The sequence below is a fragment of the Bacillus sp. SN1 genome, assembly GCF_002796895.1.
Lineage (GTDB): Bacteria > Bacillota > Bacilli > Bacillales > Bacillaceae > Bacillus > Bacillus inaquosorum.
The window spans coordinates 1-24381 of sequence record NZ_PHIE01000001.1 but is presented as its reverse complement, the minus strand read 5'-3'; the positions used below and the strand labels follow the sequence as shown (position 1 = coordinate 24381).

Below are 24381 nucleotides of genomic sequence, written 5' to 3'. Positions count from 1 at the left end.
ACAGGACTGCGGCGGCTTCTATTGTTTTTTCGGACTGTCGTCCATTTTCAGAACTGCCATGAATGCTTCTTGCGGCACTTCAACTGAGCCGACCTGCTTCATTCGGCGTTTTCCTTCTTTTTGTTTTTCAAGAAGTTTCCGTTTACGCGAGATGTCCCCTCCGTAACATTTAGCCAATACGTTTTTACGCATTGCTTTTATGGTAGAGCGGGCCACGATTTTCTGGCCGATTGCGGCTTGGACCGGAACCTCGAACTGCTGGCGCGGAATGAGCTCTTTCAGTTTTTCAACGATCACTTTTCCGCGTTCATATGCGTAATCACGATGCACGATAAAGGAAAGAGCATCGATTTTTTCACCGTTCAGCATAATGTCCATTTTCACAAGCTTAGACGGTTTGTAGCCGATCAGTTCATAATCAAAGGACGCATAGCCTTTTGTGCTTGATTTCAGCTGGTCAAAAAACTCGTATACGATTTCCGCTAACGGCATGTCATAAATGATGCTGACACGGTTTGCGTCCAAATATTGCATATCAATGAAATTGCCGCGCTTGCCTTGGCAAAGCTCCATTACAGCGCCGACGTAGTCATTCGGCACCATCATTGTCGCTTTTACGTACGGCTCCTCAATCCGTTCGATCTTTTGAGGGTCCGGCATGTTGGACGGGTTGTCGACAACGACCTTTTCGCCGTCTGTCATATACACGTCATAGATAACGCTTGGCGCTGTCGTAATCAGGTCGATGTTAAACTCACGCTCAATGCGCTCCTGAATGATCTCCATGTGGAGCATACCTAAAAATCCGCAGCGGAACCCGAATCCAAGCGCTTGTGAAGTTTCCGCTTCATATTGAAGCGCGGAATCATTCAGCTCAAGTTTTTCAAGGGCTTCCCTTAAATCATTATATTTTGCTGTATCAATTGGGTACAATCCGCAGTACACCATCGGGTTGAGCTTTCGGTATCCCGGCAGCGCTTCATCTGCAGGATTGGCAGCACTCGTTATTGTATCACCGACTCGCGTGTCACCGACATTTTTAATTGAGGCAGTCAAGAAGCCTACATCACCGACCGTCAGTTCATTTGTCGGAGTCGCTTTCGGCGTGAATACGCCGACTTCTGTTACTTCGAATTCTTTGCCGGTTGCCATCATTTTGATTTTTTGTCCCGGTTTTACCGTTCCTTCAACGACTCTGATATACGCCACGACACCGCGGTAGGCATCATAAAGCGAGTCGAAGATCAGTGCTTTGAGCGGCGCCTCTGGATCTCCGGTCGGAGCGGGCACCTTTTCTACGATCTGTTCTAAAATCTCCTCAATCCCGATACCGGCTTTTGCTGACGCAAGCACGGCTTCTGATGCGTCAAGGCCGATAACATCCTCTACCTCTTGGCGCACACGTTCCGGCTCGGCGCTCGGTAGATCGATTTTATTGATGACTGGAAGTATTTCAAGATCGTTATCAAGCGCTAAGTAGACATTGGCGAGCGTCTGCGCTTCAATTCCCTGTGCTGCATCCACGACAAGAATCGCTCCTTCGCAGGCAGCAAGGCTTCGGGATACTTCGTACGTGAAGTCGACGTGTCCCGGCGTATCAATCAGATGGAAAATATATTCCTCTCCGTCTTTTGCTTTGTATTTAAGCTGAACAGAGTTTAACTTAATCGTTATGCCCCGTTCACGTTCAAGATCCATAGAATCGAGCAATTGTTCTTTCATTTCTCGTTGAGTGATTGCCGACGTTTTTTCTAAAATACGATCCGCTAAGGTCGATTTTCCGTGGTCAATATGGGCAATGATAGAGAAATTCCGTATTCTCGACTGCCTCTCTAAACGCTTTTCTTTATCTGTCACAATCTATCACTCCTACTATTAAACGCAAAATACACTAGCTTAGATTATATCAATAGGATTGTAAAGATTCAATGTAAAACAAGAAAGAGAAAAGTTCCCTGTTAAACCTGGGCTGCTTTTCTCTTTCACGCACTATTGATTCAGATCCCGTATCCATTCATACATCGACTGGGCAGTGTTGGTTACGGTGTCCGAAAGCGCTTTTCCGGCTTTAGAGAACATATTGAACGTTTCGACCTGTTCCAGCTCTTTTTGTTTTTCTTCTAAATCTTTCGCCGTAACTGTTTCTCCTAAAATCGAGGCTTCTTTTTCATTATTTTTTCCGTCGGTGAGCGTAAACGCTCCCTTAAGTGAAGGGTCATGATAGCCTTTCATACTCAGCATCCCGTTATTCGCCTGCTGCATGCCGAAGAGTACGCCTAAAAACATGATCGTGACAAGCAGGAAGCATTTGCCAAAGTATGCAATCAAATCAACCACCTATTTCTTATTGTTTTTTCGTCTCGCCGCTCTCTGCGTTGACCTTTTCAGCATCCCAGTATATTTCGCTGAATACGTCTGCGGCTGCGTCAGCTGCACGCTGCAGCTCCTCGAGATTATTATCTACTCCGCCAAATTCGAGCAAAAGCGCTCTGTCGGTTAAGTCCTGATTGTAAACACCGTTATCGCCTGGCGAGCCTTTTGAAAAGACACCTGTGCTGAGTCCGGGGTATTTTTTCTCCATCAGCTTATGAAGCTCGCTTGCAATTTTATAGTTTTCTTCGAAATTCTTGCTTTTTTTGCCGACGACAAAGGCTACCCGAGCATAGCTTTTCCCATTAATCGTTGCTGTCGTATCTTTTTTGCGCCGTGAGTCTCTGTGGATGTCAATGATATATTGCAGATTTTTGTTTGAGGTGAGCGCATCTTTGACAACCGGCCTTGATTCATCATAGGATCTGGCATAGTTTAAGCCTTTTTTGTTCAGTTTTGCCTGTATATCGGTTTTATTCACTGTGGCTCCGATGCCTTGGGATTCAAGCGCTTTTCCGAACATATCTCCTACGAGCGTGACGTTGGCTTTAGAATGGCGCGCCATATCAGGATCGGTCTCGCCTTTTAATAGAGGGAGATATGATTCCGTATTGTGTGTGTGATAGATAAAGACGACCTTTTTATCACCGGTTGTTTGTTTCGGCGGATCTTTTTGCGCATGATCTGATTGTGTTTGCTGTTTTTCAATCTCTGCCAAATTCGCTTCTCTTTCTTCCTCCATCACCTTTGACGGCGGCGGCGATTCCGCCGGCATATTCGTATAATCCGTGCCTTGTCCAGCTAACAGGATCTCAGTATCAAATTGTGCAAACCCCGGCAGCTCCCGGCCGAGAAAACTCCGCGGATCTTCGAGGTTAATGCTAGTCGCCAGCTTCAAAGAAAGACGTGAAAGATGGAATGAGCTGTCGGTTTGAGAAAGGTCAGAAGCGAAATAATGGTTTTCCATCCGCAGCAAGTGTGCAAACATGTCTCCCGGCAATTCTTCAGCAATCCCGTAAAAAGAGTCAGACGACGGCCTGAGTTCCGGCCGGAGAGACGTCAGCACACCGGATAGAACAAAAATCACGATAAGGCTTGCGATAAATAGAAAGATGGCTTTTACCGCTTTCCCGCCATTTACCGCAACAACAATTTGTCTGTTTCTGCGTTTATTTCTCATTGAATCCCTCCAGCGCTTGTCTAGTAATTACTCTATGAACAAGCTAGAGGAAGTAGAACCGTTTAGTGATTGTAGGAGCCTTTGTTTTCTTGTGACACCTTTTCATGAAGCGCTGTGTTTAATCCGTTCGCCAGCACATTAGCCATATCGTCGATAAAAGAATCAACTTCCTTCGGCGTGACCATTAAATTGTGGCCTAAAGGCGACAGCACCTCGTGAATGAGCTGCCGTTTTTCATCTTCTTGAAGGGTTCCGACGATGCCGAGGAACGATTGACGCTGCTTTTGATCAGGAAGATCTTCTTCAGTGAGCACTTTCTTTTTCCCAAACGTCATGCCAGCCGGAACAAGTGATCTTGACGGCCTGTCATCCTTCATTTCTCTGCCAAAATGTTTTAATATGTAGTCCACCGTGTCGCTGGCAATCGTCACCGCGTCAACGACCGTCGGAACTCCGATGGCGATCACCGGTACGCCAAGCGTGTCTTTGCTTAAATCTTTTCGTTTATTTCCCACACCTGATCCCGGGTGAATGCCTGTATCCGATATTTGAATGGTTGTGTTGACCCTTTCCACGGCCCGCGCCGCCAGTGCATCAATGGCAATGACAAAATCAGGCTTCGATTGCTCTATCACGCCTTTAATAATGTCGCTTGTTTCGATTCCCGTAATCCCCATCACACCAGGTGCAAACGCACTGACGGGCCTGTACCCTTCCTGCACGTTTTCCGGCTGAAGCTTGAACAAGTGCCTTGTTACCAATAGATTTTCTACAGCCATCGGTCCCAGCGCGTCAGGTGTCACGTTCCAGTTGCCGAGCCCGACGATCAAACAGCTCGCATCTTTTGAGATATTAAGGCTATCAAGAAAAGCCGAGAATTCCTCCGCAAAGACAGCAGAGACTTTTTCCTGCATTTCCGAATCATTCTCTCTGATTCCTTGCGCCTCAAGCGTTAAATAGCGCCCTTCTTTTTTTCCCGATAGTTCCGCGCCTTCCTTTGTAATATCAACAGTGCGGATTTTAATGCCGCCGCGATCTCGTTCTTTTTCGATAAAACCTTTAATTTCTTTTGTCGGCACAGCCTGCTGATTGGCCATTGCTTCCTTCGTTTCCACTGCTAAATCGGTACGTATCAAATACTGATTAACATCCAGTTCACTCTTTTTCATCAGGGGCCTCCTTCACATTCAGTACCTATATTGTTGCCATTTGGTGTATGAATCATGCTAAAAAGAGATCCTTCAATGAAAAATACTTTACATTTATATTGCAATCTAAAGATGTGTTTGATAGAATACAATTTGTTCTATTGTGAAGAAGATTTAACCTTAAGACACTGTGCTACAGGTTGTATCTTAGGAGGTGAAACACATGCCAAACATTAAATCAGCGATTAAACGTACAAAAACAAACAACGAACGCCGCGTTCATAACGCGACAATCAAATCTGCTATGCGTACTGCAATCAAACAAGTTGAAGCTTCTGTTGCCAACAACGAAGCTGACAAAGCGAAAACTGCTCTTACTGAAGCAGCTAAACGTATTGATAAAGCAGTGAAAACAGGTCTTGTACACAAAAATACCGCAGCTCGATACAAATCAAGACTAGCGAAAAAAGTGAACGGACTTTCTGCATAATATAAAAACGATCCTCAATGATGGGGATCGTTTTTTTCATTTCTTTTTAACAGCTGTAAAAGGAACAGTTCGAGCAGGAGCTGCTTGTCCTTTTTCCCTGTTTTCATCTCATAATCCATAACGGCAAGCTGTTCAATAATTGACCGGAGCTCCACCTCTGAAAAAAGCCTTGCTTGATCCATCGCCAGCTTTACCCGAAATGGGTGAACTTTTAAATTAGAAGCGATTTGTTTTTGTCCGTATCCTTGCTCCGCGAAGTATTTTGTCTGCAGAATCAGCCGGAACTGGTTCGAAATAAGCGCCATGATTTTGATCGGTTCTTCGTTTTGTTTGAGCAAATCATAAAAAATTTGCAGGCTCTCCGTTCGTTTGCGGTTGACGATTTTATTGATCAGCTCAAAAATATTTTGCTCCAGGCTTCTCGCAACAAGCATTTTCACATCATCAAGCGTAATTTCTTCACGATCTCCAATAAACGTGCAGAGCTTTTGAATCTCCTGAAAAATCGATGACAGATGTCCATTCACAAGCAGAACCAAATGTTCCGCCGCTTCAGTGCCGATTGTTTTCTGCTCGGTTTTTGCAAGGTTAACAGTAAAGTCTGTGGTCTCCTTTGCGTTTAATTCCTTCGCCTCCATCATAAACGCGTGCTTCTTTAGCGCTTTCGTCAGTTTTTTCCGCTCATCCAGCTTTTCATACGGGGCAAGCAGGACAAAGACCGTGTAAGGCGCAGGCGATTGTATATATGTTTCAAGCGCACTGACGTTATGCTCAATTTTTTCTTTTTTCTTCTCACCTGTTAAAAAATATGGATTTTTCACAATGACAAGACGCCGCTCCCCCATAAACGGAAACGTTTCAGCATCTGCAATCGCTTGATCCAGCGGGTCCTCTTCCAGATCAAAAACGGATAGATTGAAATCCTTTGTCTCCTGATCAACGACCGTCTGTCTGATCCTGCTGACGGTTTCTTGCAGCAGATACGTCTCTTTTCCGTATAAACAATAAACCGGATGGACATCTCCTTTTTTCAGGCTTTTCCACACATCAAATACCATTGTTGTACGACTTCCTCTCTTTCGTCATCCCCTTCTATCCTAAATTGAGTTTGCAAAATAGTAAAGAGGAAGCCTGACTGCTGCTTCCCCATTTATATTAAACGCCTGTTCGCAAGCCCCCGGGACAGCTTGTAAAAAGGCGATAATCACCAGAACAGAAAACGTTACCTTCGCTTCTAGATTTTTCAAAACGATTCCATTATACTTAAAGCAGTCAGGAGGGATAAAGTTGAATGATTTTGAAAAAAACGTTCAAAGCAAACGAAATGATGCTGTAGATTCAGCTGTTGGTTTTGTTGTGTCCTTCGGATTTTTCGCCTTCTTGTTTGTTATGGCAACGGTTATTCACCTGGTTGGTTCATAACAGCGACTGCCCGGGCTGCTGATTTCTCGGCAGTCTTTTTTTAGTTCGTCTCTGTTATATCTGATGTATCATATGGAGGATAGACAGAAAAGGTTCCAACTCTGTTTTTATATCGATATTGGATCGTTCCGCTTTGATCGGTACGCAGCACACGGATGGAATGTCTCTGTAATATTTGCAGAACCTCTTGATGGGGATGATGGTACCGATTGTTTTCTCCCGCTGAGATAATGGCCGTTTTCGGCTGAAGCTGTTTGATGAATTCTTCACCGGTAGAGCCTTTGCTTCCATGGTGCCCTACCTTTAACACGTCTGCTTTTATATTCGGAAACACGTTCATCACCTCCTGTTCTCCTTCTTTCTCCAGATCACCCGTCAAGATCCAGCTCATACCGCCTGTTTTCATCCACAGAACGAGAGAAGAATTATTTTTTCTTGCCGGATCAGGTGTTTCCGGTGACAGTACTTGAAACTGCAAATCCTTTATTTGCAATACATCGCCTCGCTTCACCTCCTCTATTGTCACGCCCTCTTCTCTGGCTGCCCGCAGCACTTTCTCGTCTTTAGGTTCAGAAACGAACCCTTTCGGAATCACAAGGCGCTTCACTTTGTGGTGCTTCAGAAGAGTCTCCGCCTCTCCGATATGATCTTGGTCAGCGTGCGTCAGAATTAAAGCATCAACCTGTTTGATTCCCTTGGCGGTTAAAAACGGAATCAGCACCTTTTCCCCGAGTGAAAACGGGTGCTGTTTTTCACGCCAAGGCTCTGACGAGTAAGACAAAGTGCCGCCTGTATCAATTAAGACACGTCCCTGCTGATGCGGAGCACCGACATACATGCTGTCACCCTGCCCAATATCAATCATATCGACTTCTCCCTCGGAGCTAAGACGCGGATAAATGAGAAGAAGACAGAGCACCGCGCAGCAAAGACCCCCAGTAATCGCCAGCTGCGAAAAGGAACGTTTTTCAATCATCATAAGCAATAGGATGATCGTAACCGTGAATAAAAAGAGCAGAGCAGGTGCGGGGCGTGCAATGATGATCGTGAATACATCAATATCTGCAATTCTTGTGATCAGCCTGTTGGTCCAGCTCATCAAGAAATCAAACCAGCAGAAGAAAAATCGACCAGCCGAAGCGGAGAAGCTTAATAGAAAAACACCTGCTACAGCCCCCGGCAAAACACAGAATGTATAAAAAGGAACCATCAACATGTTCATCGGTATGCTGATTATCGAAAACTGCTGGAAATGATACAAGAGAATAGGAAGTGAGCCCAGCTGAGCGATTATAGATACCATTGTCAGCTGGCCCAGTGAGGTTTTGAGTTGTTGAAAAATAGAAGAGGATAGAATTAAAGTAAAACTGACGGCGAATGACAGCTGAAAACCAACTTCAAAGAGATGGTAAGGATTGAAGAGCAAGAGTACGATGTATGAAAGGCAGATTGCACCGGCAGAATGTACCCGCCATTTAACGAGACTCCCAGCTAAGTAAATACCCGACATCAGAGCGGCGCGAAGCACTGAAGGAGCAGCCCCTGTCAAAATTACATAGAGCGGCAGAAATAACAGCAACAGGAGTGACGCCTTTTCTCTTGTTATGCCTAGACGAATCATGATATAAAACAACCCGGCTGTCAAAATGCCGACATGGAGTCCTGAAATCGCCAAGAGATGGACAACACCAAGCTTTTGATACGCATTAAGCACTTCGTCTCCCACATAAAATCTGTCACCGACTGTAAGTGCTTGTACGATTCCTGTCGAATCAGGAGGCAGCAGGCCGTTTGTGAATGATACAATATATTTTCTCAAACTGAGCAGTTTATCCTTGAAATTTGCAGGTTCACTGCAATTTTGGATAGATGTGACAGAATAGTTCCAGTGAATATGCTGCCGGTAAAGATACTCGTTATAATCAAATGTGCCCGGCACAGTTGCGTGTTTGGGCTCTTCCAGTGCACCCGTCAACTCACATGACATTCCTGGTTCTATGTATGACAGCTGATCTTTTTCATCAGCAGACTGAATGCGATATGAAGCGGCCCATTTTTCGCTATCAGGTGTCTTAATCACCATAGACATACGGTCTCCGTCAATTTTAGGAATACTGTCAATCACTGCCTTGGATTTATAAGTGCCCTGCTGATATGAAGAAACATTCCGGGAATCTGTGACCGTATACAGTGCAAAAAACAATATAAAAGAGAAGAAACAAACAAAAATAAGAAAAGCGTGTCTCGTTTTGATGAAAATGATGAGGAGAAAGAGGAAGAAAAGAAAAACAGCGGAGAAATAAGCGGCGGCAGTAATTCCAGCCGTTGCCGAAGCTGCCGCCAAAGGCAATAACAAACGCGAATTACGCATCAATCACACGTAGCTCGTAAAAAGTGTATTCGCCTGTTCATGTATTTTCTTCAAATCTTCCTCTGCAAGACCAGCATCCGCTAGTTTCTCTAAAAGACCAGCTACAAATGAAAGCTTTTCCCTATTTTTCAGATCAACGATCATTTCATCGAGTTCAACCTGTTCAACAGTTACACCCGCCTGTTCAAATAATTCCTGTGCATACGGATTTGTTTTGTAGTCCTCAGCATAATAAACCGTTTTGATACCAGCTTGAATGATAGATTTACAGCATTGAATGCACGGATAATGCGTCACATAAATCTCCGCTCCATCAGTCGGCACCCCGAACTTAGAGCATTGGAGAATTGCATTCATTTCAGCGTGAATCGTTCTTGCGCAATGGTCATCTATCATCAGGCATCCTTCGTCTGCACAATGCACGCCGCCCGCGATTGACCCGTTATAGCCTCCTGCAATCATGCGTTTGTCTCTGACTATAGTAGCGCCGACAGACAGTCTCGGGCAGGTGCTGCGCAGCGCCAGTAAATGGCTTTGAGCCATAAAGTATTGATTCCACGAAATTCGTTCCACGTTGTTCCCTCCAAATGTTGTGTTGCCTGACCTTTAGTTTACCTATCATTATGCATGACCGTCAAATCACTTTACTGTAATGGAAGACTTTATTTTCTCAAATGACTTTTCACCTATTCCTGAAACCTTAGTGATATCTTCAATTGTCTGGAAACGCCCGTTTTCCTCCCGGTATGCAATAATAGCTTCAGCTTTTGACGGTCCCACCCCTGAGATGCCTTGTAATTCCTCTAAGGTGGCTGTATTGATATTTACGAGCGCTCCCTTCCCTCCATCGCTTTGAACAGCGCCTCCGGCTCCTTGCTGCACCGCCGTCTCCTCTCCCTTTTTCGGGATGTACACCACTGTCCCGTCCTGAAGCAGCTCCGCCAAGTTCACTTGCATTTCGTCTGCTTGTTCACTGCTCCCGCCCGCTTTCTCAATTGCCTGAGATACTCTGTCTCCTGTTCGCATTTCATAAACGCCAGGATGCTGAACAGCACCTTTAATGTCAATCACAATTGTTTCGTTTGACTCGTCTTTTACTGTTTCCTGCTTTACCTCCGCATTTTCTGTCTCAGTTGATACAGCCTGCTTCACCGGCTCTTTGTTTTTTCCGCTGGAAAAGATGAAAAATAACGCTATGAAAACAGCCGCAGAAGCCGCTAAAATAATTGTTTTTTTATGCTGATTCAACCAATTCATCGCGCATGTTCCCCGCTTTCGTCATATTTTAGTTCGATAACACATATGGTTTAGAGGATAATAGCTCAAAGGAGGGGAAATCATTGAAGATAGGCTTTATCGGCACAGGAAATATGGGTACGATCCTTATAGAATCATTTATTGAATCAAAAGCAGCCGATCCCTCAAACATAACAATCACAAACCGAACAATTGAAAAAGCGTTGCACATAAAAAACCGATACAACAGCATAAACGTAACAGAAAGTCTGGAAAAGCTTGTTTCTGAAAACGAGATGATTTTTATTTGTGTTAAGCCGCTTGATATATATCCTTTACTGGCAAGAGCGGTGCCTTATTTAAGAAAGGACCATATTCTCATTTCAATTACAAGCCCAGTTCAAACTGAACAGCTCGAACAGTATGTGCCGTGTCAAGTGGCGCGAGTGATCCCAAGTATTACGAACAGGGCGCTGGCAGGCGTTTCTCTCGTTACTTTCGGCACAAGCTGCGGAGAATCTGCAAAAACGGAAATCAATGAGCTGATGGAGCACATCTCTCAACCGCTGCAAATTGAAAGTGACATCACGAGGGTGGCATCAGATATTGTAAGCTGCGGTCCCGCTTTTATGAGCTATCTGATTCAGCGGTTTATAGATGCAGCCGTTTCGGAAACGTCAGTGTCTAAACAGGACGCTATTCTGATGTGTAAGGAAATGCTTGTCGGAATGGGAAAACTGTTAGAAACCGAATTGTATACCCTGCCTGCGTTACAGGAAAAGGTTTGCGTTAAAGGCGGTGTGACAGGAGAAGGCATTAAAGCGCTGGAAAGCGGTGTGCAGGATATGTTTCACCGGGTATTTCAAAATACTCATTTGAAATACGAGGAGGATATTTCCGCCGTGAAGAAGCAGTTTCATGTGTAAACGAGTATGTCATGCTTCTGTCTGTAATGCAAAAGCTTAAAAAAGCATTTTAAAAAACCATCGTTTTAGGAAACGATGGTTTTTGACTTCTGCGCCTTGAAAAATAGGCGTTCTGATTGTCCTGATGGCTCTGAATCCGTAAAGTCAGCTGTCACATGGTGAAGCTGAAAGCCGCAGCTCTTCAGCATTTCTTCGTATTCATCCACTGGGAACGTTCTTTGCTCGTGCGTCTCATCAAAACGGTCATACGCTTCTCCGTTCCACACAAAAAACGACATGTCATGAATGACAGAAAGCTCTTCACTTCCGGCAAAGCTCTGCCAAATATAGCTGATATCTTCGTCCTGGTCAGCAAATGTGCTATCCGGAAAGACTTCGGCAATTTTATAAGATGAATGAACATCAAACAGCAAAATGCCTTCAGGCTTCAACACCCGAAATACACTTTTAAAGGTTTCGATCACATCATTTTTCGTTTTTAAATAATTTAATGAGTCACAGCATATCGCAACAGCGTCAAACTGGCCGTCAAAGCCAGCAATCTCTCTCATATCCTGCTGAAGAAAAAGAATCGGCTGGTTACTAGAGACCTTTTGCTGGGCGTAAGAAAGCATTTCCTCACTGAGATCAATGCCCGTGACCTCGAAGCCTTTTGCGGCAAGCCGGATTGAGATTTCTCCCGTACCGCATGCCAGATCAAGGATACGGCCTTTTTCCGGGAGAGATGCTTCAATCCACTTTGTCCATTGATCGTAAGGTGCGTGAGACATTAACTCGTCATACACGCTTGCAAAGCCTTGGTAAATCATTGGTTCATTCCAAGCTCAAGATCCGCGAGCGGAGCGTCTCCCCACAGCTTTTCTAGGTTGTAGTAGCTTCTTTCATCCTTGTGGAAGACATGGACAATCACATCGCCAAGGTCAACGAGCACCCATCTTGCTTCATCGAAGCCTTCCATCTTTTTGACTTGAATGCCGTTTTCTTCAGCCTGATCCTTGATTTCACGGGCAATCGCCTGCACCTGTTTATCTGAATTTCCGTGGCAGATCAGAAAATAATCAGCAACCAGAGATATGCCTTCCATATCCAATGCTAAAATATCCTCTGCCCGTTTATCATCGCAAGCCGCAGCTGCGATCTTTAAAATGGACTTTTGGTTCATTCACAAATTCCTCCTGTTCAGTTGCCAGACACAAGCCAGTTATACGTTAAAAATGTGTCTGGAAAAACCGGTTGATTTTTTTTCATAAGAAAAACCATTGTATTTTTGATGGATTGAATCAGCGCTTGATTCAAATCTGTCTCAGCAAGCTTACGCACCTCATCGACACCGGGAAATGCCCGGTTGGGCTCAATGTAATCGGCAACGTAAATGACTTTTTCTAAAAGTGTCATGCCAGGCCGTCCAGAGGTATGATACCTGATGGCGTCAAGAATGTCTTCATCTTGTATCCCCGCTTCTCTTTGGACCAAATAAGCGCCGACCGGAGCGTGCCACAGCTCCGGATTATGGTCCAATAATTGCGAAGGCATTTTTTCCCGTGCAATAATTTGTTTCATTTCTTCTTTCGGGCGGAATTTAGCGTAATCATGAAAGATAGCCGCTGTTTCCGCTTTTTTAGAGTCGGCTCCAAAACGCTCCGCAAGTTCGATCGCCGTGTTCATCACGCCAATTGTGTGGATATATCGGTGTTCGGTCAATTGCTGCTTAACGCAGGCAAGTGCCTCCTCACGATTCATACAAACCATTCTCCTCTACATACTTCTTCACTTTATCAGGGATTAAGTAGTCAGTGGGCTTCTTGCTTTTAAACCGTTCCCTTATCATAGTTGATGATACCTCAAATTCCGGAACGTCTGCAAAGAGAAGCGGATAAGGGGTTTCAACATGAAAACCGGGGCGCTTTACTCCAATAAATTGAATGAGGTTCAGCAGCTCGTCCAGCTTATACCATTTCGGCAAATATTCAATCATATCAGCACCGATAATAAAGAACAGCTGATCATTCGGATAACGCTGCTTCAGTAAAGAAACGGTATCAAAGGTATATGAAGGCCCTTCTCTTTCCATTTCAGCCAGCTCCAGCTTAAAGGACGGATTAGACTGAATCGCAAGCTTCAGCATCTCCACTCGGTGAAAGCTGTCCGTATAGTCTTCATCCTGTTTATGGGGCGGAATTTGATTAGGCATAAACCAAATTTCATCAAGCCCCGCCTGATACAGCACCTCATTCGCCATTAAGAGGTGACCGTTATGCGGAGGATCAAACGTGCCTCCAAAAATTCCGATTTTCTTCATTTCAACCACCTTTAAGGAAGCTCGATTTGTTTATTTTCCTTTGATTCCTTATATAACACAATTGTATTGCCGATTGTCTGCACCAATTGAGATCGGCTTCCTTTTACGAGAGCTTCCGCAACATCGTTTTTATCCTCTTCACAATTCTGAAGAACACTGACTTTAATCAACTCTCTCGCTTCAAGCGCCTCGGCAATTTGTTTAATCATGTTGTCGTTTACTCCGCCTTTACCTACTTGAAAAATCGGCGTTAAATGATGCGCTTTTGAACGCAAAAAACGTTTTTGTTTACCTGTTAACATTCTTTTCCTCCTAATTTTCCTATTACAATTGATCTCATTTTTTCAATATCAGGCTCTCGCCCAGTCCACAATTGAAAAGACAATGCCGCCTGTTCAACAAACATGCCCACTCCATCGAGTGTTTTCAGGCCTTTTTGGTTTGCTTGTTTTAAAAGGGCCGTCTGAATTGGATTATACACGATATCACAAACAACGGCACTGCTTGCAGCACGCTGTAATGAAAGCGGCACATCGTCCACGTTTGGGTACATGCCCACAGACGTTGTATGGATAATAACATCATACTGTTCAAGCCGCTCTTCTGCTTCTTTTATGCTTAACACTTCTTTATTATGGAACGAGGGAGTGGATTCTGTAAGCTGCTTTGCTTTTTCTAACGTCCGATTGCAAATGTCAAACTTTTTTGGGATATCACGGGCGATTGTTGTAAAGATGGCTCTTGCCGCTCCGCCCGCACCGATCATTAAGAATGACAGTTCAGAGATGGGCTTGTCCAATACCTTCATTAATGACTTTACAAAGCCTTCCCCGTCGGTATTGTATCCGACAAGCTTGTCTCCCTCTCTTCTGACCGTGTTTACGGCACCGATCACTTTTGCACTTTCATCAATATGATCCAGATAATCCATAATGGAAACCTTATGCGGAACAGTCACATTGATTCCTTGTATACCAAGTGCTCTTATTCCTTTTACCGCATCTTCCAGATCATCTTCTTCTACTTTGAAGGCATGGTAATGTCCGTCTAAAGCGAGATCTTTCAATGATGCGTTATGAATATCAGGTGACATGGAATGGCCAATCGGATTTCCGATAACCCCGTACAGCTTTTTCATACTCCTCTCCCCTTTTCATTAAATTAATGAGCGCCGAACAAATACGTGAACGCCTTTTGGCGCGTAAGCAGTTACTTTTTTATCGGCATCATGCACTGTTACCCAGCCTAACCCAGAGAAAACGATATCTGTCTTTTTGTCTTTGATCGTAAACGTATGGGCCACTAATTCCGGAAACTCATCCATTTCGTCTTTTCCCGGAGGTGTGAGCAATTCCCCTGCATGCTTTTCATAAAGCGCGTCTGCATTTTCCAGCTTTGTTCTATGAATCATCAGCTCATTTGGCATATAGCAAATAAAAGGAGATCTTTCCCCGGACACATAATCAAACCTTGCAAGTCCGCCAAAATACAGTGTTTGCTGATCATTAAGCTGGAATGTGCGAGGCTTCAGCTCCTTTTTAGGAGATAATATTTTTAAATCCTTTTTATTAACATAATGCGCCATTTGATGGTGGTTGATAATTCCCGGCGTATCATAAAGCGCTGAGCCGTCGTCCAGCGGGATCTCAATTGCATCAAGGGTTGTACCCGGAAATTGGGATGTCGTAATAATATCTTCTTCACCTGACACTTCTTTAATAATCCGGTTAATAAAGGTTGACTTCCCTACATTGGTACACCCGACAACATAGACGTCTTTGCCGTTGCGGTAATGCTCAATCGCATCAATGACTTCTTTGATCCCCTGGCCGCGTCCAGCACTGACTAAGAATACGTCAACCGGTTTTAAGCCAAGCTCTTTCGCTTCACGCTTCATCCACTGGATCAGACGTTCTCTTTTCAGTGACTTAGGCAAAATATCGGCTTTATTGCCAACCAATAAGATAGGGTTTCCTCCCACCAAACGCTGCAGCCCATTAATCCAGCTGCCGTTAAAATCAAAAATATCAACAATTTTAACAACGAGAGAATCTGTTTCCCCAATTCCATGAAGAATGTTTAAAAAATCATCATCCGTTAAGGAGACGTCTTGTATTTCATTATAGTTTTTCAGTCTGAAACAGCGCTGGCAAATCACATTTTCTTTCGTAAGCGATGCAGGCGGCGCGTATCCCAGACCTGTTTTGTCCTCGGTTTGGATTGCAACTCCGCAGCCGATACAAACAACCTTTTCCATTTCTTACTCCTCCCACTGAATGTGCCCTTTTCGTTTGAGGGCACTCAGTATTCTGCGTTCGACCTGGCGGTTAAAGCGCGTAATGAATCCGTCAGAGGAAGCGACAGGCACGACCAAAATCGTATGGTAGCCGTTTCGGTTTCCCCCGAGTACATCGGTCAGCAGCTGGTCTCCGATGACAACGCAGTCCTCTTTTTTCAGCTCCATATTGCGCACCGCTCTGTTAAAGGCTTTGCCCATCGGTTTTCTTGCTTTATAGATGAATGGGATTCCAAGCGGTTCTGAGAAAAGTTTTACTCTTCTTTCATTATTATTAGAGACAATCGTCACTTTAATGCCGTGCTCCTTCATTTCTTCGAACCACTCGATCAAACGCGGCGTCGCATTCGGTCTGTCCCACTCAACAAGCGTATTATCCAGGTCAGTAATAATTCCTTTTACATTTCGTTCCTTTAATTTCTCAGGTGTAATATGAAAAATATTTTTTACAAACTCGTCAGGTAAAAAAAACTTTTTTAACAAAACCCGCACCCTTCCCTTTTCTTTCTCTTAAAAATGATTGTCGAAAAAAATCGAACTTGCGCCTAAAGAAAAACTGAGCAAAAAAATTTCGACAAAAATTGGGTTTCTTCACCAGGTGTGGATAAAATTACACACACTATCCACTCTTATTACATCACTCTTTAGACAAATTATAAACACGATACTCACAAGTTATCCACTTTCTGGTGTGGATAACAGAACGATTGTTCTTATATGAAATTCATGGTAGATTAAAGATAACTTCAGCCTCAGATGAACGCAACTTATCAATGTATGCGTTAAAATCATGAATGATTCCAACTTTTAAGGAGGTGTCTCTCCCATTAATTGGGTTCCTAGCATGAGAAAACTGTCTGATGAATTACTAATAGAGTCTTATTTCAAAGCCACCGAAATGAATTTAAACCGTGACTTTATCGAGTTAATTGAAAACGAAATAAAAAGAAGATCGCTCGGACATATTATTTCCGTATCTTCTTAATAGGAATTTGTCTATTTTTTCCGGGCGTATTTCCTTTTTTTACTCAGATGACTGATATTATATCACTTCGGTTACGCGCTTTACTACTGTTTTCAGCAAAAAACACCCCTAAAAAGAGGTGTTTTAAAGGGACGGTTACTATGCTAACCAATATATGCCGCCCACAACCAGGAGAACAACAACTAAAACAACGATAAAAGCGTATCCATATGCCCGACTGGCGTATGGCCAGCTGCCGAAAGGATACGAATAGGAATAACCGCTGCACAAGTGAAGCGCCTCCTTTAATAAGGTTTTCTAACAGCCTATGTAGGTGAAATAAAACGGCTTAGGCCGTTGTCCGGCTCAGCGCTTCAGAACCTGCCCATCTTGTATTCCTTCATATATAATCCTTGCCCCTTTAGGTGTCATATGATTACCTGAAGGATCTATCAGACCGGATTGGATAAGCGCTTCATCAGTTGCTTTTCCGCCGTCTGCTTCTACAAAATGCTGCCAGTTGTCTACAAGAGGGACGTCCAGGCGCTTCGACACATCTCTTGTAATATCATTGTATGAGTTGTGCCATTTCCTCGCCCCGCCTTTCGGTTCAAAAGCAGCTGCTTTATATCTGGAATAGTAAAACAGGTGGTGCTTCCCGTTTCCTTCAATAATTGGGATACACGTCATCAAGATTGGCTTGATACCGTGTTTTCTGCTTTCTTTAATAAAATAAACCAGATTTTCTCTAAAACGCTGCTTCGACACTCTCGGTTTCCCCTCAGTCAGTATCGCTGCGTCATTCGTGCCGAACATAATAAACAAATACTTCGGTTTTTGATCCAGCACATCTGTCTGAAACCGCAAACGGGCATCCTCTGTCGTCTGTCCGCCAATTCCCGCATTGAGTATATCAAGCTTTCCGCGTTCAGCCGTTTTTAATATATTGACCCACTGCTGTGCTTTTGGATAATCGCGATAATCCCAATTTGAGCCTCGCGTGTTGCTGTCTCCAAATGCTACAACGTCTTCGTATCCCTTTCCATCGCATCCTGCTGTAACGAACAGCAGAAGGAAAAGGATGAAAAAATGCTTCATCTTTACACCCCCAAAAGCCTCATCTTAATGTTATACCTCTGTTCCCCTTCGTTCAACGAAGAGTTTTTTCGTTATCACTGTTTTTTTCCTATTGTTAACGTGTCCCCCTTAGTGAAAATCATTCTGCTTTCATTCCTGCATATCAGGTGATTCTTTTAAAATTCCCTTCTTCTCAATCGAAAAAACCCGCAAGCAATAGGAAAGAAAATAACCTGTATCCGCACTGGAAACAGGTTATCCTTACCCCTGCATTCACTTTAACTTCGATTTGAGCTTGGCCTTTGTTTTTGGTCCATAGATGCCGTCAGCAGTTAATCCGTTCATGAGCTGAAAACGCTTGACGGCATTTGCTGTTTTCGGTCCGTAAACTCCGTCTATCCCATTATTTTTGGCACCTTTATCAGGATAAAAATGAAGCGCGGCTAAAGCCTTTTGCAGCTGCAAAACTTTCGTGCCCTTTCGATAAGGCGAAGTGAGTTTGATAATCCCTGACGGCAGCGGATATGTTGGAGACGACTCTTTTGGAGGTGTATCGGAAGAAGAAATTCCGTTTATAAAAGAATTCCAGCGATCCAAGAGTTTGCGCGGACATTCTTTTCCGGACCATTTTTTGTGGGGAACAACATGTTTCAGCGGAATATTGTTTTCCTTCATTAGTTTCCGGATCAGCCACTGGGCATTTGCTGTTGCTTTCTCAAAATCGCCGTCAGCATTTTCGCAAATTTCAATCCCGATTGATTTGCGGTTCCCTGTCCCATTTGTGCCGTCGCCCGCATGCCAGCCGTTTTCATCTATCGGAAGATGCTGATAGATGACTGAATCATCAACTGTAAAATGCCAGCTGACAGATGTGCTTGGATTTTTCACATAATTGGCATGCATTTTCGCATTCGCGCCTTTTTCGGTATTTGCTGTATTATGCACCGTAATGTAAGCAGGAGTCATCGCATAGCCAGGACGATTATCGTTCGATGCCGGTATAAAATCCTTTTTTATCGTTACCATTTCCATCCCTCCCTACTATTAAAAAATGCAGAAAACAGAAAGATGGACAGCCTATTTTACAAGATAAAAAAGAATTGTGTTCCCAGCCTAAACATGGTTTTCAGTTGAACCGCTGAAATGACACCAGTTATACTAACTCTAGATGACGGAGATTTTGGCTCCTGACATCACCATAGTTGGGAGTGACCATAGAAATGTTAAAAAAGATACTAGGTATCATCATAATTATTACTATCATTGCGGTCGGTTTTTTTCAGAAAGAAGCTTGGCTTGATGCGATCAAAGCAGGAGGGATGTTATCTGTTTTATTCAGTATGCTGCTGATTGCTGCCGATGTTTTTTTCCCAATTGTGCCGTTTGCTTTGGTTGCCGCTTTAAATGGCGCTGTGTTCGGAATGGCAAATGGGATCTGGATTACACTGACCGGCTCAATGCTTGGTACGATGATGCTGTTTTTTATCGCCAGGTACAGCCTTAGAGATTGGGCCCGAAAAAAAGTTCAGGCCTATCCTGCCATCAAAAGCTACGAGGCTTCCTTTCACAAAAATGCTTTTACCGCTGTTTTATTAGGAAGGCTCATCCCGGTCATTCCTTCTCTTGTAATGAATGTGATATGCGGGCTGAGTCAGGTTCGCTGGCATGTTTTTTTCTTCGCGTCTTTCATAGGGAAAATCCCGAATATTGTCGTTGTCACCATTGCAGGTGCCAATTTCACCAGCAATAAATTACTGTCTTTCAGCATTTACGGAGCCTACATTCTGATCATTATGCTGATCATTTATAAAAAGTTCCCTCATCTGCTGAACGTGCAAAAAAAATAAGGTGGCCTGTTCGCCCCCTTACTTTTTTTCTGTCGCATGGCCTCCAAATTCATTTCGAAGCGCAGCGACAACCTTTCCTGTAAACGTATCGTCTGTTAAAGAACGGTATCTCATCAGTAACGACATGGCGATTATCGGAGTTGCGGTCTGCAGATCAAGCGCTGTTTCCACTGTCCATTTTCCTTCACCTGAGGAATGCATAATGCCTTTGATCTGATCCAGCTTCGCATCTTTAGAGAAAGCACGCTCAGTCAGCCCCATAAGCCAAGATCGAATGACAGAGCCATGATTCCACACTCTGGCAACCTTTTCGTAGTCAAAATCAAATTGGCTGTTTTCAAGCACTTCGAATCCTTCACCGATTGCCGCCATCATTCCGTACTCAATGCCATTATGAATCATTTTCAAGAAATGTCCGCTCCCCGCTTCACCAGCGTAAAGATATCCGTTTTCAACGGCAGTATCCCGAAATAGCGGCTCCGCAATCTCCCATGCTTCAGGATCGCCTCCCACCATAAAACAAGCTCCATGGCGCGCGCCTTCCATCCCGCCCGACGTTCCCGCATCGAGATAATGGATACCCGCTTCTTTCATTTGATTGTAGCGACGAATCGATTCTTTATAATGAGAGTTTCCGGCTTCAATGATAATATCGCCTTTGCTTAATAAAGGTGCCACATCACGCAAAACAGCATCGACAACGCCATGCGGTACCATAACCCATAGTATACGCGGCGTGTCTAATGAAGAAATCAACTCTTTTAGAATCGTTGTCCCCTCGGCTCCATATGCTTTCAGTTCATCGACAGCCGCTTGATTTACATCATACCCGACCGCTTGATGATTGCGGTCAATGAATTGCTTTCCTATGTTTATGCCCATTTTCCCTAAGCCGATTAATCCGATTTTCATGTCTGTTCCTCCCGGTTGTTTAAAAAGCCTTTATTCTTTATGTTCCCTGTGAACTGTATTGTGATACGTAAAAACCAAATGAGGCTTACAGGATTTCACTGCAAAATCAGGTGTGTTTCTTGTGTAGCCTTTGTTTTTGATTTCCCGATACCGTCTGCGCCTCTCATCTCCGTTTCTGAGCCCTCCTTTTATAAAACCATTAATTTATCCTTGATTTTCCAATCAATTAAGTTAAAATATGGGAAGAGAATTAGAGTTTTTCAGTAAAAGAAGGTGACATGTTGAAGGATCAAACTCACACTCTCATTGGGGTTACAAAAACCGCTGCATACTTTTTATATGCTGCCCTTGGAATAATCGGCCTTACAATCGGGTATTTTATTCCGCAGATTGCAAAGTGGGCTTTATCCCTCCCGTGGATTCCTTTTGAAGGGCCGCTCCGACTCATCACCTCTTTTCAGGGCTCACCAGCAGCTGTATTTATCACTGCACTGCTCGGGATGTCCGGAGGGATTTGGTTCGCTCATTCTGTTATTGCAATGCTGCTGTCTGTAAAAATTACAGATGACACAGTGGAATTAATCAAAGGAAAGAAAGTGCAAACGATTCGTTCCGACGACATCGCTCTTGTGTTTATCGATCACAAACGGCTTGTCCTCCTAGGAACAGCCGGATATGAATTGGCACGAGAAGAAATTGATGAAAAACCTGAAAAGGTCGAGAAGGCCTTTAGAAAACACAATTACGATTGGGCAGCAGATGGTGATCCGTTTAAAGATCAATTTCGCCGGTGGATACCTGATGCACCAGAACTCTCGCCAGGTGCCCATGCATTATTGAAAGCTCGTCACAAAGCACTGAAAGACGAGGAAACAGACGATGTGGAAGAATTCCGTCTCGAGCTTGCACAGTTGGGCATCGTTGTTCGAGACGAAGGCACACGCCAGTGTTGGCGAAAAGCAGAAACCTATCCTCCGAACATTCAGCATCGCGAAGGATCGTAACAATAGAGGCTCAAGAAAGAGCCTCTTCTTGATTACTGCACAATAAACAGCACTCTGGTGCCGTCAGGATAACCGCTCATTTGATTTCCTACCCACGAGCCGGCCCCGCGATTATCAGAAGGCGTCACATATCGGACGTCAGCTCCTGCGCCGCCTTCCTCGCAAACCGCCATTGGCCACTCATCCCGGTCATATCCCGGCTTCGTCGGAATTCCTTTTAATGATTCCTCTCGCCTTTTGTCCGCTCCATCCCTGTCGATGGTACAAATATCAGAAAGTCCCTCTGCAATCGCATCTCTAATATGATCCCCTGTTTCCGGATAACGAGACAGCGGAAAATACAACACTTTGTCATACAAAGAAGCGCTCTTGATCGGCTGCGGAACCACTAAACAAAGAAAAACTGCTGCAGCAAGCAGCAGGCCTGCCATCCATTTTTTCATTCCCATCCCCCCATACATCGTTCATTTCAATGTATGGGCGCATGATAAAGATTATTTTCAAAATTTGAAGTTGGCCTGCTTCTCACGAAAGCCAAGCTCCCCTGCGAGAAATTTCCCGGTACAGACACAGACAGCCTCCTGCTCACATACATTTACATATAGGCTTTTGCCTACATACTTTTGTGGAGGTGACGATGGTGACAGGTGTTTTCGCAGCGTTCGGCTTTGTTGTTAAAGAGCTTGTCTTTTTAGTATCTTACGTGAAAAACAATGCCTTTCCACAACCGCTCTCAAGCAGCGAGGAAAAAAAATACTTAGAGCTCATGGCTAAAGGAGATGAACATGCCAGAAACATGCTGATTGAGCATAATCTTCGCTTGGTCGCCCATATTGTGAAAAAGTTCGAAAATACAGGTGAGGATGCAGAGGACTTAATCTCCATCGGAACAATCGGGCTGATCAAAGGAATTGAAAGCTATTCCGCCGGAAAAGGGACAAAGCTGGCGACGTATGCTGCGCGGTGTATTGAAAATGAGATTGTAATTACAAAAGGGGGGTGCTTACACCCCTCTTTAATACGTTTCAATATATACGGTGTCAGAATCCACAACGGTAACTTCTTTCACGATAAAGTTAACAATTGTTTTTTTATCTTCAAGAGTTAAGTTATCTGCACCGATTGATTGAAAATAGTCGATGGCTCTCTTTAGAGCATTTTCGCTTGAGCTTGTATCATCTAATACTTTCATTTTTGATTGAATTTCGTTACACTTTTCAGTAAGCTGGTTTTGTTTTTTTTGCAGCTCAATAATCTGTACTTTGATTTCATCAATATCTAAATCATCGTCATCACTTAGGCTGATTAGCGTTAAAAGACGCTTGCGGCCTTTTTTTGTTTTCTCTATCTCTTTTTGAATAAGTTCTAATTCATCAGACAAGTGATTTGATTGTTCAATCTCTTTAAAAGAAGCATACTTTTGAGGATTTGTGATAAATTTAAAAATTTCACCCCATACATGCCGGTTCAATTTATTCTCAGACATTTCTTTTCCGCAGCCGCGGTCCTTCGCTCCAGAATAATTTTTCCGGCAAGTATACACATAATAGTCTTTACCATGTGATTTTCTTTTCTTACCTGTCATGGTATTTCCGCATTTCCCGCATCTAACCAAACCCGATAACAAGTAATTGTGAGGGCTAATACTCAAGTGTTTTCTTTTACTTTGACCTAAGAGTTCTTGAGCATAATCCCATTGTTCAGCTGGAACAATTGCTGGAATTGCCACTGTTATTTGCTCTTCTTCAGGTCTAATTTTAATTATAGATTTGTTTCCTGCCTGTTTTGAAACATAAGAACCCTCAGTGTCATATTTATACTGCTTATGTTCACCCTTATAAGAAGAGTTCATTAATATCTGTCGAACAACCTGCCTGTGCCATACTTTGGCGCCTTTTTTTGTTTTAACCCCCATCTGAGTTAAATGTAGAGCAATACCATTTACTCTGCCGAAAAAAGGGCTTTTATGATCGGTGAAATAGTTAAAAATCATTCGAATAATTTTGGCTTCCTCTTCAAATATCTCAAGAGTTCTTCTCTCTTTAACAAATTTATAGCCATATAGTTTGGAATCTTTAATAATCATGCCTTTTTTCATTTTTTGAAGTCGGCCGCTTGAAGTCCGTTCTTTGATTTTGGCTTTTTCAAATTCTGAAATTGCCCCGCGCATTGCGAAAAACAATTGACCCTCTGGAGAATTGGCATACTCGCCATTTACAAAAATCAAGGGTATGTTTCGCTTTCGCAGTTCATCATCAATGATAAGCTGATTCATTAATTTCCGAGAAAGACGGTCAGGATCATAACAAATAACTTGACTTATAAGTCCTTTGCTTGCATCCTCCCTCAGGCGATTCAAAGCCGGACGTTCTAAAAGCTCTCCAGAAAATCCTTCATCGGCATACTTCAGCACATCCTTAGTCCCTGCTTTCTTTATGCAGGCCTCGATCTGGCTGTCGATGCTCGATCCCTTGATCGCTTGTTCCTCGGTCGATACCCTTACATATATTGCTATCACCCTGGATCTCCTTTCTATAAAGTTTTATTAAATAATGATAGCAATCGTTAATGCATTTGTCAGCTTGCGATCCCTCGATGATTATCACCTTCATTAAATGCATCACCCCTTGGGTAATGCTATGTAACAGCTGTTTGTCCAAATGAGGTCATTTTCAAAGAATATGAAAACAAATAAAAAAAACCGAGGTTTAAGGGACTGACCCCCGTTTTTGAGACAGGGATCAAAACACCTTTTAAACAGCCAATTGCCGATAGTTTATCGGTGATTGGTTGTTTAGTTTCGTTTGAATACGAATATTGTTATAATAATGAATGTATT

The 24381-nt window shown here is 43.5% G+C and carries 29 protein-coding genes and 2 pseudogenes; 7 read left to right on the top strand and 24 right to left on the bottom strand.

The annotated features are described in order from the left end of the window. Nucleotides 1-18: 18 nt before the first annotated feature. The 4 genes from lepA to gpr all read right to left on the bottom strand — a co-directional run bounded on the left by lepA (nt 19) and on the right by gpr (nt 4719). Nucleotides 19-1857, bottom strand: a complete 1839-nt coding sequence (gene lepA, locus CVV77_RS00150) for a translation elongation factor 4 (protein WP_003237100.1) — start codon at nt 1855-1857, stop codon at nt 19-21. Between the two features lie 132 nt (nt 1858-1989). Beyond that, nucleotides 1990-2328, bottom strand: coding sequence for a YqxA family protein (locus CVV77_RS00145; RefSeq protein ID WP_100274370.1), 339 nt, complete (start codon nt 2326-2328; stop codon nt 1990-1992). A gap of 16 nt (nt 2329-2344) precedes the next feature. Beyond that, a complete protein-coding gene (gene spoIIP / locus CVV77_RS00140; protein WP_003237102.1) occupies nt 2345-3550 on the bottom strand; it encodes a spore autolysin SpoIIP in 1206 nt (401 codons plus the stop codon). Between the two features lie 62 nt (nt 3551-3612). Next, nucleotides 3613-4719, bottom strand: coding sequence for a GPR endopeptidase (gpr, locus tag CVV77_RS00135; RefSeq protein WP_100274369.1), 1107 nt, complete (start codon nt 4717-4719; stop codon nt 3613-3615). A gap of 202 nt (nt 4720-4921) precedes the next feature. Between gpr and rpsT the strand changes: the two genes are divergently transcribed. Continuing rightward, entirely contained in the window at nt 4922-5188 is a 267-nt protein-coding gene (gene rpsT, locus CVV77_RS00130; RefSeq protein WP_003229989.1) for a 30S ribosomal protein S20, read from the top strand. 14 nt (nt 5189-5202) lie between these two features. On the opposite strand, the gene holA is transcribed toward rpsT, so the two are convergent. Both holA and CVV77_RS21915 read right to left on the bottom strand, forming a co-directional pair. Next, nucleotides 5203-6246, bottom strand: coding sequence for a DNA polymerase III subunit delta (holA, locus tag CVV77_RS00125; RefSeq protein WP_100274368.1), 1044 nt, complete (start codon nt 6244-6246; stop codon nt 5203-5205). A gap of 39 nt (nt 6247-6285) precedes the next feature. Beyond that, complete coding sequence (locus CVV77_RS21915) at nt 6286-6435, bottom strand: hypothetical protein (RefSeq protein ID WP_003229985.1); 150 nt, start codon at nt 6433-6435, stop codon at nt 6286-6288. A gap of 40 nt (nt 6436-6475) precedes the next feature. On the opposite strand from CVV77_RS21915, the gene CVV77_RS00120 reads away from it, so the two are divergent. Further along, entirely contained in the window at nt 6476-6610 is a 135-nt protein-coding gene (locus CVV77_RS00120) for a YqzM family protein (protein WP_003229983.1), read from the top strand. 40 nt (nt 6611-6650) lie between these two features. Here CVV77_RS00120 and CVV77_RS00115 read toward each other — a convergent pair whose 3' ends face one another. The 3 genes from CVV77_RS00115 to CVV77_RS00105 all read right to left on the bottom strand — a co-directional run bounded on the left by CVV77_RS00115 (nt 6651) and on the right by CVV77_RS00105 (nt 10238). Further along, nucleotides 6651-8981, bottom strand: coding sequence for a DNA internalization-related competence protein ComEC/Rec2 (locus tag CVV77_RS00115; protein ID WP_100275114.1), 2331 nt, complete (start codon nt 8979-8981; stop codon nt 6651-6653). Between the two features lie 3 nt (nt 8982-8984). Continuing rightward, nucleotides 8985-9554, bottom strand: coding sequence for a ComE operon protein 2 (locus CVV77_RS00110; protein ID WP_003237106.1), 570 nt, complete (start codon nt 9552-9554; stop codon nt 8985-8987). A gap of 66 nt (nt 9555-9620) precedes the next feature. Then, the gene (locus CVV77_RS00105; protein WP_100274367.1) at nt 9621-10238 is read right to left on the bottom strand and encodes a helix-hairpin-helix domain-containing protein; all 618 of its coding nucleotides are present in this window, start codon (nt 10236-10238) and stop codon (nt 9621-9623) included. 83 nt (nt 10239-10321) lie between these two features. On the opposite strand from CVV77_RS00105, the gene comER reads away from it, so the two are divergent. Next, nucleotides 10322-11143 (top strand): late competence protein ComER, encoded by an 822-nt coding sequence (comER, locus tag CVV77_RS00100; RefSeq protein WP_084993649.1) that lies wholly within the window; start codon nt 10322-10324, stop codon nt 11141-11143. A 65-nt stretch (nt 11144-11208) separates the two neighbouring features. On the opposite strand, the gene CVV77_RS00095 is transcribed toward comER, so the two are convergent. The 8 genes from CVV77_RS00095 to CVV77_RS00060 are packed head-to-tail and all read right to left on the bottom strand — an operon-like array spanning nt 11209 to nt 16221. Continuing rightward, nucleotides 11209-11952, bottom strand: coding sequence for a class I SAM-dependent DNA methyltransferase (locus tag CVV77_RS00095; RefSeq protein WP_003237111.1), 744 nt, complete (start codon nt 11950-11952; stop codon nt 11209-11211). Beyond that, entirely contained in the window at nt 11949-12305 is a 357-nt protein-coding gene (gene rsfS, locus CVV77_RS00090) for a ribosome silencing factor (protein WP_003237112.1), read from the bottom strand. Before rsfS ends, CVV77_RS00095 begins: the two co-directional genes overlap by 4 nt. Before the next feature lie 17 nt (nt 12306-12322). Continuing rightward, on the bottom strand, nt 12323-12883 hold the full coding sequence (gene yqeK / locus CVV77_RS00085; RefSeq protein ID WP_003237115.1) for a bis(5'-nucleosyl)-tetraphosphatase (symmetrical) YqeK: 561 nt from the start codon (nt 12881-12883) through the stop codon (nt 12323-12325). Then, nucleotides 12873-13442: a nicotinate-nucleotide adenylyltransferase gene (locus CVV77_RS00080; protein WP_019258940.1), complete on the bottom strand. Its 570-nt coding sequence runs from the start codon at nt 13440-13442 to the stop codon at nt 12873-12875. Before CVV77_RS00080 ends, yqeK begins: the two co-directional genes overlap by 11 nt. An 11-nt stretch (nt 13443-13453) precedes the next feature. Continuing rightward, a complete protein-coding gene (yhbY, locus tag CVV77_RS00075; RefSeq protein ID WP_003226133.1) occupies nt 13454-13744 on the bottom strand; it encodes a ribosome assembly RNA-binding protein YhbY in 291 nt (96 codons plus the stop codon). Further along, nucleotides 13738-14580 carry a shikimate dehydrogenase gene (gene aroE / locus CVV77_RS00070; RefSeq protein WP_100274366.1) on the bottom strand — a complete coding sequence of 281 codons (843 nt, stop codon included), beginning with the start codon at nt 14578-14580 and terminating at the stop codon, nt 13738-13740. The genes yhbY and aroE overlap by 7 nt, the downstream gene beginning before the upstream one ends. Before the next feature lie 18 nt (nt 14581-14598). Beyond that, nucleotides 14599-15699 (bottom strand): ribosome biogenesis GTPase YqeH, encoded by a 1101-nt coding sequence (yqeH, locus tag CVV77_RS00065; protein ID WP_003237122.1) that lies wholly within the window; start codon nt 15697-15699, stop codon nt 14599-14601. 3 nt (nt 15700-15702) lie between these two features. Then, nucleotides 15703-16221 carry a YqeG family HAD IIIA-type phosphatase gene (locus CVV77_RS00060; RefSeq protein ID WP_003226126.1) on the bottom strand — a complete coding sequence of 173 codons (519 nt, stop codon included), beginning with the start codon at nt 16219-16221 and terminating at the stop codon, nt 15703-15705. A gap of 361 nt (nt 16222-16582) precedes the next feature. Between CVV77_RS00060 and sda the strand changes: the two genes are divergently transcribed. Then, a complete protein-coding gene (sda, locus tag CVV77_RS00055) occupies nt 16583-16723 on the top strand; it encodes a sporulation histidine kinase inhibitor Sda (RefSeq protein WP_003226124.1) in 141 nt (46 codons plus the stop codon). 345 nt (nt 16724-17068) lie between these two features. Here the strand turns inward: sda and CVV77_RS00050 are convergent, their stop codons facing one another. Further along, on the bottom strand, nt 17069-17800 hold the full coding sequence (locus CVV77_RS00050) for an SGNH/GDSL hydrolase family protein (RefSeq protein WP_100274365.1): 732 nt from the start codon (nt 17798-17800) through the stop codon (nt 17069-17071). A 252-nt stretch (nt 17801-18052) separates the two neighbouring features. Beyond that, nucleotides 18053-18805 carry a peptidoglycan recognition protein family protein gene (locus CVV77_RS00040; protein ID WP_100274364.1) on the bottom strand — a complete coding sequence of 251 codons (753 nt, stop codon included), beginning with the start codon at nt 18803-18805 and terminating at the stop codon, nt 18053-18055. A 194-nt stretch (nt 18806-18999) separates the two neighbouring features. Between CVV77_RS00040 and CVV77_RS00035 the strand changes: the two genes are divergently transcribed. Then, nucleotides 19000-19626 carry a TVP38/TMEM64 family protein gene (locus tag CVV77_RS00035; RefSeq protein ID WP_100274363.1) on the top strand — a complete coding sequence of 209 codons (627 nt, stop codon included), beginning with the start codon at nt 19000-19002 and terminating at the stop codon, nt 19624-19626. An 18-nt stretch (nt 19627-19644) separates the two neighbouring features. On the opposite strand, the gene gnd is transcribed toward CVV77_RS00035, so the two are convergent. After that, complete coding sequence (gene gnd / locus CVV77_RS00030) at nt 19645-20538, bottom strand: phosphogluconate dehydrogenase (NAD(+)-dependent, decarboxylating) (protein WP_100274362.1); 894 nt, start codon at nt 20536-20538, stop codon at nt 19645-19647. A 278-nt stretch (nt 20539-20816) separates the two neighbouring features. Between gnd and CVV77_RS00025 the strand changes: the two genes are divergently transcribed. Further along, nucleotides 20817-21542 carry a YqeB family protein gene (locus CVV77_RS00025; RefSeq protein ID WP_100274361.1) on the top strand — a complete coding sequence of 242 codons (726 nt, stop codon included), beginning with the start codon at nt 20817-20819 and terminating at the stop codon, nt 21540-21542. Nucleotides 21543-21574: 32 nt separating this feature from the next. On the opposite strand, the gene CVV77_RS00020 is transcribed toward CVV77_RS00025, so the two are convergent. Then, nucleotides 21575-21985 carry a NucA/NucB deoxyribonuclease domain-containing protein gene (locus CVV77_RS00020; RefSeq protein ID WP_088112406.1) on the bottom strand — a complete coding sequence of 137 codons (411 nt, stop codon included), beginning with the start codon at nt 21983-21985 and terminating at the stop codon, nt 21575-21577. 194 nt (nt 21986-22179) lie between these two features. Here CVV77_RS00020 and CVV77_RS00015 point away from each other — a divergent pair. After that, a pseudogene (locus CVV77_RS00015) lies at nt 22180-22530 on the top strand (sigma-70 family RNA polymerase sigma factor); the annotation flags it as partial. Between the two features lie 27 nt (nt 22531-22557). On the opposite strand, the gene spoIVCA reads toward CVV77_RS00015, so the two are convergent. From spoIVCA to CVV77_RS21910, 3 genes and pseudogenes are all read right to left on the bottom strand, one after another. Next, entirely contained in the window at nt 22558-24018 is a 1461-nt protein-coding gene (gene spoIVCA / locus CVV77_RS00010) for a site-specific DNA recombinase SpoIVCA (protein WP_234398263.1), read from the bottom strand. Continuing rightward, nucleotides 23976-24154, bottom strand: a pseudogene (locus tag CVV77_RS22250) (hypothetical protein). Before CVV77_RS22250 ends, spoIVCA begins: the two are co-directional and overlap by 43 nt. Nucleotides 24155-24295: 141 nt before the next feature. Next, nucleotides 24296-24381: IS3 family transposase (locus tag CVV77_RS21910; RefSeq protein ID WP_131121716.1), on the bottom strand; the 86-nt coding region annotated here is incomplete at its 5' end.

Bases quoted from the DNA above. Each gene is read 5' to 3' on its own strand.
- CVV77_RS00020 (WP_088112406.1), bottom strand. From the start codon at position 21,985: ATGAAAAAATGGATGGCAGGCCTGCTGCTTGCTGCAGCAGTTTTTCTT.
- gpr (WP_100274369.1), bottom strand. From the start codon at position 4,719: ATGAAAAAGAGTGAACTGGATGTTAATCAGTATTTGATACGTACCGAT.
- rsfS (WP_003237112.1), bottom strand. From the start codon at position 12,305: ATGAACCAAAAGTCCATTTTAAAGATCGCAGCTGCGGCTTGCGATGAT.
- CVV77_RS00050 (WP_100274365.1), bottom strand. From the start codon at position 17,800: ATGAAGCATTTTTTCATCCTTTTCCTTCTGCTGTTCGTTACAGCAGGA.
- CVV77_RS00095 (WP_003237111.1), bottom strand. From the start codon at position 11,952: ATGATTTACCAAGGCTTTGCAAGCGTGTATGACGAGTTAATGTCTCAC.
- yqeK (WP_003237115.1), bottom strand. From the start codon at position 12,883: ATGAATCGTGAGGAGGCACTTGCCTGCGTTAAGCAGCAATTGACCGAA.
- aroE (WP_100274366.1), bottom strand. From the start codon at position 14,580: ATGAAAAAGCTGTACGGGGTTATCGGAAATCCGATTGGCCATTCCATG.
- CVV77_RS00115 (WP_100275114.1), bottom strand. From the start codon at position 8,981: ATGCGTAATTCGCGTTTGTTATTGCCTTTGGCGGCAGCTTCGGCAACG.
- CVV77_RS00080 (WP_019258940.1), bottom strand. From the start codon at position 13,442: ATGAAGAAAATCGGAATTTTTGGAGGCACGTTTGATCCTCCGCATAAC.
- holA (WP_100274368.1), bottom strand. From the start codon at position 6,246: ATGGTATTTGATGTGTGGAAAAGCCTGAAAAAAGGAGATGTCCATCCG.
- sda (WP_003226124.1), top strand. From the start codon at position 16,583: ATGAGAAAACTGTCTGATGAATTACTAATAGAGTCTTATTTCAAAGCC.
- spoIIP (WP_003237102.1), bottom strand. From the start codon at position 3,550: ATGAGAAATAAACGCAGAAACAGACAAATTGTTGTTGCGGTAAATGGC.
- rpsT (WP_003229989.1), top strand. From the start codon at position 4,922: ATGCCAAACATTAAATCAGCGATTAAACGTACAAAAACAAACAACGAA.
- yhbY (WP_003226133.1), bottom strand. From the start codon at position 13,744: ATGTTAACAGGTAAACAAAAACGTTTTTTGCGTTCAAAAGCGCATCAT.
- yqeH (WP_003237122.1), bottom strand. From the start codon at position 15,699: ATGGAAAAGGTTGTTTGTATCGGCTGCGGAGTTGCAATCCAAACCGAG.
- gnd (WP_100274362.1), bottom strand. From the start codon at position 20,538: ATGAAAATCGGATTAATCGGCTTAGGGAAAATGGGCATAAACATAGGA.
- CVV77_RS00105 (WP_100274367.1), bottom strand. From the start codon at position 10,238: ATGAATTGGTTGAATCAGCATAAAAAAACAATTATTTTAGCGGCTTCT.
- CVV77_RS00035 (WP_100274363.1), top strand. From the start codon at position 19,000: ATGTTAAAAAAGATACTAGGTATCATCATAATTATTACTATCATTGCG.
- CVV77_RS00025 (WP_100274361.1), top strand. From the start codon at position 20,817: ATGTTGAAGGATCAAACTCACACTCTCATTGGGGTTACAAAAACCGCT.
- CVV77_RS00040 (WP_100274364.1), bottom strand. From the start codon at position 18,805: ATGGTAACGATAAAAAAGGATTTTATACCGGCATCGAACGATAATCGT.